Origin of the sequence: Nostoc sp. (assembly GCF_036916985.1) — a bacterium.
Taxonomy (GTDB): domain Bacteria; phylum Cyanobacteriota; class Cyanobacteriia; order Cyanobacteriales; family Nostocaceae; genus Nostoc.
The window spans coordinates 258,210-270,319 of sequence record NZ_JBALFD010000079.1 but is presented as its reverse complement, the minus strand read 5'-3'; the positions used below and the strand labels follow the sequence as shown (position 1 = coordinate 270,319).

The following is a 12,110-nucleotide window of genomic DNA, read 5'->3' as shown; positions in this document are numbered from 1 at the left end:
ATGTCTGGTATTCTCAGACTTGAGGGGTGAAAATCGGTTTATTAGAGAAATAATTCACAGCAAGCGACAACAACAAAGTATTGTCAGATTACTACGAGTATAGAGGTCTAGGACGTAATATTGCTAAAGCCGCATTCGCTATTAATTGATTGGCTCTGCTTGTCAGATGTACTTGATCCCAAAATACATACTCATCTGGATTGCTGGACTCTATAAGCGAGCAAGCTTGAGTTGTATTAGTGAAGCCAAACTTCTTTGGATGAGCGATCGCTTCATCCAAAACCGATTTTACATCAAATAAAATAAGATTGATTTTGTCCTCAAAAATGTGGGCAATTTCTTGCAAAGCTTGGTTATGTTTTTTTACTACCTGACTAACGCTCTTTGCATCTGTAATTTGATTTACTTCAGATGCTAGTGGTGTCTTACCAATATCAATCACATTTACCAACAAAATATTCTTAGCTCCAAACTCAGTTAAAGCTTTGATGGCTGTAGAAATGTTGGTGATGGTAGTAATAGGATCGCTATATTTAGGAACGCCATTAACAAAGGGAGCGTAATCCGCAGTACCAGCCCAGATAACATACAGCGCGTTCGGTTCGGTAGATTGCTGATTTTGTTGTAATAAGCTAGTGAATGAATGTATTTGTTGCTGCAATCCTGGCAATTCTGGTAAGTCTGGTATAACAGCAACAAATAAATTATCCAGACCTGTTGTTGCTCCTCCAAAAGAAAAATTAATACCTTGATTATTTGAGGTATTTGCTGTGCTTGGTTGTAGGCTTAATTCTAAGCTGTCTGCTAGATAGTCAATCCAGAGACGACCATTAGAAAATCTTCCATTGTAGTTAGGAGGTGCTGCCAAAATCCCTCCAGTAGCCTTGAAAGCATTACCAGTGTCGGAGTAACTGTCGCCAAAGATATATAGATTGGTGAACTGTTGTGACTCTGATACGTTACATGGCTTTGTCATATCTTTACAATTCCTTGTGATAAGTATGAGATGAATAGATATTTTTTATACAGGTATAGCACAAAAATTTTGAAAGGGATTTATTATCTGAAGATATTGGTTTTTGGCTATTTAGGTATTGAGTCGCCTATCTCGGCTCGATACCATTTACCCTGTTTAAGAATTAACCGATCAATTTGTACTCCTTTTGAGTGATGTAGTGATTTATTCCTGTAACGCGGGAAATCTATAGATATAAGAATAATTTTATAAAAGAGGAAAAAATAGTGTCGGCACTGTTCAAGATACCAGGGTATGACTTTAAAGAAGTTATTCATGAGGGCACAGACACCATTGTTTACAGGGTAACTTCCCTGACTAGGCAACAACCAGTAATTTTGAAAGCACTCAAAACTGACTATCCAAGCCTGGAACACATTTTCCGCCTCAAACACGAATACAAAATTAGAGAAAATTTAGATTCAGAAGGCGTAGTCAAGGTTTATAGCATAGAAAGCTATGAACATCGTCTTATTCTTGTTGGTGAAGACTTTGGCGGTATTAATCTGAAACAATGGCTCTCAATCCAAAAACCGTCTCTCTTCTGTTTCCTCAACATTGCAGTTTCACTAGCTAGAACAATTGACTACCTACATCAACACCACGTCGTCCACAAAGATATTAAGCCAGCTAACATCATCATCAATCCTCAATCTAAACAGGTCAAACTTACTGACTTCAGCATCGCTTCGCGTTTAGATCAAGAAATTCCCCAAATAACTAATCCTAACCAGATTGAAGGAACTCTGGCATATATTTCGCCAGAACAGACAGGGCGAATGAATCGTTCTGTGGATTACCGCAGTGACTTTTACTCATTGGGGGTGACATTTTACGAAATGCTCACAGAACAACTTCCATTTCAAGGTAACGATCCCTTGGAGTTAATTCACTGTCATATTGCCAAGCAACCGCCAAGGTTGGTAAACAAGAGAGAAGAAATACCGGAAATTATTTCTCTGATTGTGATGAAGTTGATGGCAAAAAATGCTGAAGACCGCTATCAAACTGCGGCTGGGCTATTGGCAGATTTGGAATTGTGTTTAGAGCAACTTCAAACTCAGGGTAAAATCTCAGAATTTAGACCAGGAAAACGCGATCGCACAGCCCATCTTTTCATCCCTCAGAAACTCTACGGACGGGAACAAGAAGTATTAATTCTACTATCTGCATTTGAGCGGGTAGCAACATCAAAATCTCAAATAGAATTGGTGCTTGTGTCTGGTTACTCTGGTGTTGGTAAATCATCCTTAGTCAACGAAGTTCACAAGCCTATTGTTCGCCTGCGCGGTTACTTCATCCGTGGCAAGTTCGACCAGTTCCAGAAGAATATTCCTTATGCTTCCCTAATTCAGGCATTTCAAAGCCTAATACAACAGTTACTCACAGAAACTAACACTCAACTAGAACTCTGGAAACAGAAGTTACTATCTGCTTTGAGTGCCAACGGACAAGTAATTATTGATGTAATTCCTGAAGTTGAACTTATTATTGGCAAACAGCCCTCAATTCCTCAGTTGGGGCTAAAAGAATCCCAAAATCGGTTTAACCAGGTATTTCAAAATTTTATCCAAGTTTTTACCCAACCCGAACATCCCCTAGTAATATTTTTGGATGATTTGCAATGGGCAGATTCCGCTTCTTTAGATTTTATCCAAGTGCTGATGACCAACTCAGATACTCAATACTTGTTGCTAATTGGTGCATATCGGGATAACGAAGTAAATAGCGGCCATCCATTACTCAAAACATTAGAGGAGATATCACAAGCAAAAACCGTCATCAACAATATTGTGCTGTCTCCCTTGGGGCTTAACCATGTACAGCAAATTGTCACAGACACCTTGAACGATGGGAAAAACACTTTATCTCTGGCAGAATTATTATTCAATAAAACTCAAGGTAATCCCTTTTTTCTCACCCAACTGCTCAAAACTTTGCACCAAGACCATCTGCTCAAGTTTGACTTTGATCGGGATTGTTGGCAATGGGATTTGCCCCAGATTCAAGCAACTGGAATTGCAGATAAAAGTGTAGTGGAGTTAGTCGCAGGTAATATTGCCAAGCTGCCAGAAACTACCCAAACTACTCTGAAATTAGCGGCCTGTATAGGTGCGCGTTTCAGTTTAAATATTTTAGCTACAGTTAGCAAACTGCGATCGCCAGATGTTGCCGCGACATTGGAATCTGCTTTACAGGCAGGACTAATTTTACCGTTGAGTAATGAATACAGCGTACCCTTATTGTTTGCCGATGAAGAGTTAAACATGATGGGGTTTGATGATTCTCAAATAACCTATCGTTTTTTACACGATCGCGTCCAGCAAGCAGCCTATTCACTCATCCCTGAGTCACAAAAGCAAGCAACCCACTTCCAAATTGGTCAATTACTTCTGCAAAGCAGAACTGAAACAGAAATTGAGTCTAATATATTCGACATTGTAAATCAATTTAATTATGGAATTGCACTTTTCTCTACACAGTCACAAAAAGATGAATTAGCGCAATTAAATTTCACCGCTGGACATAAAGCAAAAGCTGCCGCAGCCCATGAACATGCGGTAGAGTATTTGCGGATAGCAAGAGAACTTTTGGCTGAAAATAGTTGGCAATCTCAATATAAGTTGACCTTAGATATTTATGTCGAAGGTGCAGAAGCAGAGTATATGAAAACTAATTTTGAGGGAGCGCAGACATTATCAGATATTGTTATTCAACAAGCAGCAAACTTACTAGATCAAGTCAAAGTCTACGAACTGATTATAGACATGAATATTGCCCAAGGTCAGCAATTTAAAGCAGTGAAAATTGGACTACAGGCAATAGAAATGTTAGGAACTTCTCTTGTTAGTTATACAGGGGATGTTAATAGTTTGCCGCAATTACCATTGCTGTCAGATTTAGCTACCTTTCCAGAAATGACAAATCTGTGTCGATTGGCAAGCATCTCCATTCTCAGCAAAATTTCTGCACCTTCTTATCAATCTGCCCCGGATATTTATCCACAGGTGGTTTTGACAATGATTAATCTTTGCCTCAAACATGGACACTCGCCATTAGCAGCTTACGTTTATGGTGCTTATAGTGCATTTTTACAATCTATCATTGGTAATCCAGCAGCTTCCTATCATTCCGGTCAAATTGCCTTCAGCTTGTTGGAACAATATCCCGCCAAAGAATTAGAAGTCAAAGTCTACATGGTAGTAAGTACTTATGCCTTACCTGGCAAAGAACATACAAAAGCCACATTTAAACCCTTAATTAAAGGAATTCATAGTGGTTTAGAAGTTGGGAATATTACTCATGCTGGTTTGACTATTATTGCTTATTGCACGCAATTATTCCTCTCTGGAGAAAACTTAGAATTAGTTAACCATCACCAAACTCAATATCTTGATTTACTACGAAAATTAAGGCAGAGACCTTATATTAGCTACGTCAGTATTTGGACACAACTGGTTGTGAATCTTCAGAGTGCAGAATCGGAACCATTCTACTTAAATGGAGAAATTGGGAACGAGCTAGATATTATTAATTGGTTTGAGCAAACTTCTTACTATCAGGGAATATTTGCAACTTATATTGCGAAGATAATTATTTTGTATAACTTTGCTGAGTATGAACAAGCTCTAAGTTTTTGTGAAAAAGCTGCTTCTTATCAAAGAGCAACTTTAGGTTTAGTATTACTTGCCGTTTATTACTTTTACTATTCCTTGGTGCTGTTAGATCAGTCTACTCATATTGCAGCAGATAAACAAAGCCAAATCTTAGAACTAGTACAAGCTAATCAATCAAAGATAAAACATTGGGCAGACCATGCACCATGTAATTTTCAACATAAATATGAACTAGTTGCGGCAGAAATAGCACGAGTCCAAGGACAAGTTTTAGAAGCAATGAATTTGTATGATTGTGCTATTGCCAATGCTGCCGAAAATGGGTATATCCAAGAAGAGTCTTTAGCAAACGAACGTGCAGCACTGTTTTACTTAGAGTTGGGTAAAACAAAAATAGCCAAAACATACATGACAGAAGCTTACTATGGTTACATTCAATGGGGAGCGATCGCTAAAGTAACAGATTTAGAAAAACGCTATCCTGATTTGATTACTCGAACTCACCTTCTCAGTAAGAGTAGCCAAGGAATAATAGATGATTCGTTAACATCTATGAACTCTCTGCAAACGATTGCAATAACTAGAAAAAATACTAACAGCACTTGCAATACCTTGGACTGGGCAACTGTGATGAAAGCCGCAGAAGCCATATCTAGTGAAATTATTCTAGATAATTTGCTGAAAAAGCTCCTGAATATTGTGTTAGAAAATACTGGTTCTGAGAAGGGATGTTTGATTTTAGAAAAAAATGGTCAAATGTTCATCGAAGCCATTAATAATACACCAAACGATTCTTTTGTAATTATGCAATCTACTCCTGTGGAAAGCAGCCCGGATGTCCCAATTTCTTTAATTAACTATGTTGCCAGAACCCAAGAAACCTTAATTTTGGGCGACGCAACTCAAGAAAGTATTGCTAGTGCAGATTCTTATATCCTCAAACAGCAACCCAAATCAGTTTTATGTACGCCAATTGTGTATCAAGGCAAATTGATCGGCATATTTTATCTAGAAAATAACTTAACTACTGAGGCATTTACTAGCGATCGCCTGGAAATTCTCAAGCTTTTGACGACACAAGCGGCCATTGCCATTGAAAACGCCAGTCTTTACGCTCGTGAGCAAGAAAAATCTCAACAACTGCAACAATCTCTAGAACAACTCCAGCGAACTCAGGCACAACTTGTACAAACTGAAAAAATCTCTTCTCTCGGACAACTAGTAGCTGGCGTTGCACACGAGGTAAACAATCCTGTCAGCTTCATCAGTGGTAGTCTCTCCCATGCTAAACAGTACATTGTAGATTTGATTGATCATTTATATCTATATCAGCAGCACTACTCAAATCCTCCTATGAGCATTCAGGAGCATGGAGAAGAAATTGATCTAGAGTATTTACTAGAAGATTTGCCTAAGATAACTGTTTCAATGCAGGTAGGTATAGATCGGATTACAGATATCATGCAATCCTTACGGAACTATTCTCGAAATGATGGAGGACAAAGAAATCTCAGCGTTCTTCACAAAGGTATAGATACCACATTGATGATCCTGCAACATCGGCTTAAAGCAACATCTCAACGTCCAGCAATTCAGGTTGTAAAAAACTATGGTGTTTTACCACAAGTTCCCTGTTATTTTGGACAACTCAATCAAGTGTTTATGAATTTCCTGGCGAATGCTATTGATGCCTTAGAAGAATCCAATGAAGGCAAGAGTTATCAAGATTTGGAGCGACAACCAAACATAATTACTATTAGGACAGCAGTAGAAAATGAGTATGCAGTAATTGGCATCATGGACAACGGACTGGGTATATCAACAGAAGTACAACAGCTAATTTTCAGCCCTTTTTTTACTACTAAACCAGAAGGTAAAGGTACAGGGCTGGGATTATCTATCAGTCATCAAATTATTACTGAAAAACATGGTGGCACTCTTGAGTGTATTTCTTCTCCTCGTCAAGGCACAGAGTTTGTAATTCGCATTCCTCTGAACTAATTCTCAATTGCAAGAATACCAAATCCTTGAGAAAGCAGCGCTAAATTAAGCTTGCAGATTAGGGAATTTATTGTCCAGTAATGGCGAAGAGTATCAGTTACCAAAAAACTAAATTGGTCAAAATCTCCATTTCGTCACTCCAGCCCCATAATCTGCGGCCAGTTGGGGTGATTCTCTGGATCGTAGTTTCCATAATGGCATTCTACAAAACTACCGTCTGGTTCAATTGAGAATGTCATCTTCCAATATTCGCAAGGTTTTTATGGAAACATATCATCTTCGGTTAGCCCTTGAAATTGGCTAAGTGACATTACGAATCGGTTCAGAGTTCTCCAACCAGGATAGGCAAGAGTTGGCAACTATTGCAGCTTGAGTGCGATCGCGCAAATTCAGCCGTGCGAGGATATTGCTAATATGGTTTCTTACCGTCCCTTCTGAGAGAAAGATTGCTTGGGCAATTTCGCGGTTACTAGCACCCTTAGCAATCATCAGCAAAATTTCTCGTTCTCTGGCGGTGAGTTCTGTCATACCTGGGGGTAGCTGCTGCTTGTCTGTTTCTGCAACTGCCACATTTGCAATCATTTTTTCGACAATTCCCGGCCCAAACTGGGTATAGCCCTTGTGAATTGAACGAATTGCCTCCGCTAGTTCTTCAGTCGGTGTATCTTTCAACAAATAGCCTTTAGCACCAAAACGCAGTGCCTCAGCTACATACTTGGCATCATCAAAAGTTGTCAAGATAAGAATCTTCATACCGGGAAACTTTTCGCAAATTAAGCGTGTAGCTTCTACTCCATCCATTACAGGCATCCGAATATCCATCAGTACTACATCTGGTGGCAGAAATTCGGCTTGTAAGGACTCGATGAGTTGAATTGCTCTTTGGCCATTGTCTGCTTCGCCGACAATTTGCAAATCTGGCTTAGTTGCCAACAAGGTTTTTAAACCTCGTCGAACAATCTCTTGATCTTCTGCAATTAAGACTCGGATCATACTGCTAGCCTCAAAAATCTTCCGGTAATTCGACAACCGGCACCAGGTTCGCTAGTAATTTCTAATTGACCACCAACATTTGCAGTGCGTTCCCGCATTCCCTGAAGTCCGAAGCCATAACCAGAGCGATTGATCGACATACCTTTGCCATTATCCTGGATAACTAACAATAAACCTTCAGCAGTAGTTTGAATTTGAATCTGCACTCTGGTGGCTGATGCATACTTGCAAATATTAGTCAAGCTTTCTTGGACAATTCTATATACTACCGTATTGACCTGATTAGATAATGGATTTGACAAGTCAATTTGGCATTCTGGCGGGATGCCAGTAGTGCGGTAAAATTCTTGAGTTAGAGTCGCGATCGCTTTTTCTAACAATTGACCTTGCAATGGGTCAGAGCGAATTTCGGATACAGACTGCCGCACTGCTTTTAAGGCATCAGAACCTAGTTGTTTCGCTTCCTGCAAAAATTCATAGGCTTGCTCTGGTTCAATCCGCCACAAAGTTAGAGCAGTTTCCATTTGAATGTTGAGTGCGACTAATGCGTGACCCAAAGAATCGTGGATATCACGGGCAATGCGATGACGCTCTTCTAATGTTGCCATTTCTTCGATTCGCTGGTTGAGTTGCCGTTCCTGTTGTAATGCTTTGAGCAACTGTGCTTGCAAAGAGCAAATTGTGAGTTGATTCTCAACCCGCACCAAAACTTCCTCTACTTGAAATGGCTTAGTAATATAGTCTACACCCCCAACTGTAAAAGCTTTCACCTTATCAAATACTTCATTGAGGGCGCTAATAAAAATTACTGGAATTGCTTGGGTGTTGGAGTTAGCTTTTAAGCGTTGGCATACTTCATAGCCATTCATCCCTGGCATATTAATATCTAGCAAAATCAAGTCAGGGGGTTGGGCTTGTATCCCCATTAATGCTGTTGAGCCATTAGTAACACTGCGAACTTCATACCCCTGTTCAATCAACATCGTGGATAACAAGCGCAGGTTATCCGGCGTGTCATCAACTATGAGGATGTCTCCTTTGAGGAACTGAGTACCATCCATGAGGCATCTATATAAAAGAAAACGTAGCTGAAATTAAATTATATGCTGTTGATCAAATATATAAGAATCCAGTTTGATTCCTGAGTTTACTTGTGTGGGCAGGGAACAGGGTTGGGGGAACAGGGAACAGGAAAGAAGGGATAGATCCGTCGTACTGAGTCTTGTTCAAAAATCAAATAGGAGTTTTATATACAGGCAGTAGATTTAGATTGTCGTCATTAAAAATGTTCAGAAATTGGAAACTAAGTACAAAATTTACACTATTACTTACACTGGTTTTTTTCGGTGGAATTTGCTTGAGTGGAATTATCTTGGCTTCAGCAATGAAGCACGAAGCCGAAGAGGATATTAGTACCAAAGCAGAAATTCTTACCCAAACGATGAACGCTGTCAGGAATTACACTGACAACAGCATTAATCCTCTGCTAGAAAAGCAACTGTTGACTGCACCAGAGTTTATCCGCCAAACAGTCCCCGGTTTTGCAGCGCGGCAAGTTTTTGAGCAATTTCGCGCCCATCGAGGATATAAAAGCTTCCTCTACAAAGAAGCGACACTAAATCCGACCAATCTCCAAGACCAAGCAGATGAGTTTGAAACCAAACTGGTTCAGCAGTTTCGCCAACAGCCGCAGCTGACTACGCAAACTGGATATCGCGCTAAAGATGGAAAAAACCTGTTTTACATCGCCCAACCACTAGCAGTCAATCAGAAAAACTGTTTACAGTGTCACGACCGACCAGAATTAGCTCCCCAAAGCATGATTAAGAGTTACGGGAGTAACAATGGATTTGGTTGGAAACTCAATGAAATTATCGCCGCGCAAACAATATATGTACCAGCAGATGAGGTATTTGCTCATGTGCGGGAAACCCTGACTTTAGTTATGAGCGTTGTGATTGCTGTTTTTGCCCTTGGTATCTGGCTGATTAATCGGTTTTTGAAGCATACAGTAATTCATCCGCTTAAACAACTAACAGCGATCGCTCAAAAAGTCGGGGCTAGTACAATTACTATTGAGCAAGTAGATGGCTTTAATTCTCCCAGCATTACGAAAGTAGCGCGACAAGCTGACGAACCAGGACAACTCGCACGCACTTTCCAGTACATGGCCCATGAAGTTGCGATGCGTGAGCAAAATCTGACTCAAGCAGTCCAACAGCGCACCGCTCAACTGGCAGAAAGTATTCAAGAAGCCGAAACCGCTAGAGCCAAAGCCGAAGCCGCCAACAGAACTAAAAGCTTGTTTCTTTCTAATATGAGTCATGAACTGCGAACTCCCCTCAACGTCATTTTGGGGTTTACTCAGTTGATGATGCGTAGTAGTTCCGTGAATTCGCAATTGCAAGGTTATCTAGACACAATTATTCGGAGTGGAGAACACCTGCTGACTTTAATTAATGATGTGCTGTCAATGTCTCAGATTGAAGCAGGGAGAATTACACTGAACGCAAATGATTTTCATCTGGCTGCTTTTCTCGATTGGCTAAAACAAATATTTCAATTAAAAGCAGAGTCAAAAGGAATTCAACTCATCTTTGAATTAGCACCTAATTTACCTCAATCCATCCATACAGATGAAATTAAACTGCGCCAAGTTTTAGTAAATTTGTTAAGTAATGCTCTTAAATTTACGATGACTGGTAGCATTATCCTGCGAGTGTCAGTAGTCACGAATGAAGAAGAAACAACAACTGACGATGATGTAAAACTGACACTTAACTTTGAAGTTTCAGACACAGGATTTGGGATTTCACCACAAGAACTGACAAACTTATTTCAACCCTTTATTCAAACAGAAACTGGTCGTAATTCTCAGGAGGGGACTGGGCTAGGATTAGCCATTAGTCGGAGTTTTGTTCGGTTAATGGGAGGAGAAATGACTGTTGAAAGTCAGGTAGGAGTAGGCACAACTTTTAAATTTCATATTCAAACTTATGCAGTTATTACCGAGCAAATCGAGCAAACAGCACCTAGCCGACAAGTGGTAGGACTGTTGGCGGGACAACCAACCTATCGAATTTTAGTTGTTGAGGACAAACCAGAAAATCAGCAGCTAATGATGGAGTTACTAACACCCGTAGGTTTTGATGTGCGTTGTGCAATTAATGGACAAGATGCAATTAACATTTGGCAACGTTGGTCTCCGCATTTGATTTGGATGGATATGCGAATGCCTGTGTTAAATGGATATGAGGCTACCAAACAAATAAAAGCCATAGGTAATCCAGCGACGATTGTGATTGCACTCAGCGGCAGTGCTTTTGAAGAAGACAAAATGACGGCATTATCAGTTGGTTGTGACGATTTTGTGCGTAAGCCTTTTCGCACAGAAGTCATCTTTTCAAAGATAGCGCTGCATTTAGGAGTAGGTTACATTTACGCCGAAGATTCTAGGAGTAGCCATAGAGAAAGCCTTATGAATGCGCCTGTTGACTCCCTCACTCCTCAAGACATAGCTGTGATGCCTAGTGAGTGGGTAGCACAATTGCATGATTTTGCACTCAAAGTTAATGCCAAGCAAATTATGCAATTAATTACACAAATTCCTGAACAAAATGCTTATTTAGCTATGGCTTTGACTAGTTTAGTAAATAATTTCGAGTTTGAGAAAATTGTAGAATTAAGCAAAACTTAACTAGGCAGACTTTAAGGATTATTTTTAAACATTTTCTCTAGCTAAAAAATCGGGAAGTTGTAGATGCAACTTCCCATGATGTTTCTATATATTAAAGTGTCATATTCTAGGCGATCGCTCTACCTTGGATGTAACACAATTTCTAGAAGTGATAATTACGAATACCTGCTTGGTGATTATTAAAGGGTGCATTGGAACCCTCAAGTCCCCGTGCAAGTAGACTTCCTGATTCGCTACCTAAGCCATTTGCACCAGAACTTGTGCCTAATCCTGTACCTTGAATAATGTGGGTATTACCCCAGTCATATTCTGAGATATTTATCTGGTTGATTTGTTGGGCGTTGAATGGCACTGTGTCATCGACACGCCCAATAGTGTAGACACCAATTTGCTTCAAGCCGGTATTATCGAAAATCGTGATAGTTTGACCTGTATGATACTTACCAACTGGAGCAAAACCAGTACCAATATAAAACTGAGGACTAGCCACACCATTAACTACAGGTAGAGGATTAAAGTCATAACGGAAGAAAAAGCTTTCCATTAGTGTGGGATTTTGTGGCATTTGTTTTGGAGCAGCTGGTGCTGGGTTTGGCGTTGGTATGACATCTGGCGTAACAGGATTCTGTTTTTGCTTGTGGTGATGTGCCGCGATCGCTGGTTGTCCAATCATTAAGGTATATAGTGGTAGACTCATACCGAGAAGAGCAATTCCAAAAGTAGCTTGTTTGGTGATCGCTTTTAGGAAAGAGTTACGGAATTGAGATGATTTTTGAGTATACATAGT

Annotated in this window: 6 protein-coding genes; 2 read left to right on the top strand and 4 right to left on the bottom strand. The window is 39.9% G+C overall.

The annotated features are described in order from the left end of the window. Positions 1-91: 91 nt before the first annotated feature. Positions 92-976: an SGNH/GDSL hydrolase family protein gene (locus tag V7L07_RS26150; RefSeq protein WP_335061753.1), complete on the bottom strand. Its 885-nt coding sequence runs from the start codon at positions 974-976 to the stop codon at positions 92-94. A gap of 266 nt (positions 977-1,242) precedes the next feature. Between V7L07_RS26150 and V7L07_RS26145 the strand changes: the two genes are divergently transcribed. After that, complete coding sequence (locus V7L07_RS26145) at positions 1,243-6,633, top strand: trifunctional serine/threonine-protein kinase/ATP-binding protein/sensor histidine kinase (RefSeq protein ID WP_335061751.1); 5,391 nt, start codon at positions 1,243-1,245, stop codon at positions 6,631-6,633. Between the two features lie 300 nt (positions 6,634-6,933). On the opposite strand, the gene V7L07_RS26140 is transcribed toward V7L07_RS26145, so the two are convergent. Both V7L07_RS26140 and V7L07_RS26135 read right to left on the bottom strand, forming a co-directional pair. Next, entirely contained in the window at positions 6,934-7,626 is a 693-nt protein-coding gene (locus V7L07_RS26140) for a response regulator transcription factor (RefSeq protein WP_335061749.1), read from the bottom strand. Beyond that, complete coding sequence (locus V7L07_RS26135) at positions 7,623-8,687, bottom strand: ATP-binding response regulator (protein WP_335061747.1); 1,065 nt, start codon at positions 8,685-8,687, stop codon at positions 7,623-7,625. The genes V7L07_RS26140 and V7L07_RS26135 overlap by 4 nt, the downstream gene beginning before the upstream one ends. A gap of 296 nt (positions 8,688-8,983) precedes the next feature. On the opposite strand from V7L07_RS26135, the gene V7L07_RS26130 reads away from it, so the two are divergent. Next, positions 8,984-11,323: a c-type heme family protein gene (locus tag V7L07_RS26130; RefSeq protein WP_335061746.1), complete on the top strand. Its 2,340-nt coding sequence runs from the start codon at positions 8,984-8,986 to the stop codon at positions 11,321-11,323. 142 nt (positions 11,324-11,465) lie between these two features. On the opposite strand, the gene V7L07_RS26125 is transcribed toward V7L07_RS26130, so the two are convergent. Next, entirely contained in the window at positions 11,466-12,107 is a 642-nt protein-coding gene (locus V7L07_RS26125; protein ID WP_335061744.1) for a hypothetical protein, read from the bottom strand. Between the last annotated feature and the right edge of the window lie 3 nt (positions 12,108-12,110).

Coding starts and splice junctions, on each gene's coding strand:
- V7L07_RS26150 (WP_335061753.1), bottom strand. CDS start 976: ATGACAAAGCCATGTAACGTATCAGAGTCACAACAGTTCACCAATCTA.
- V7L07_RS26140 (WP_335061749.1), bottom strand. CDS start 7,626: ATGATCCGAGTCTTAATTGCAGAAGATCAAGAGATTGTTCGACGAGGT.
- V7L07_RS26135 (WP_335061747.1), bottom strand. CDS start 8,687: ATGGATGGTACTCAGTTCCTCAAAGGAGACATCCTCATAGTTGATGAC.
- V7L07_RS26125 (WP_335061744.1), bottom strand. CDS start 12,107: ATGTATACTCAAAAATCATCTCAATTCCGTAACTCTTTCCTAAAAGCG.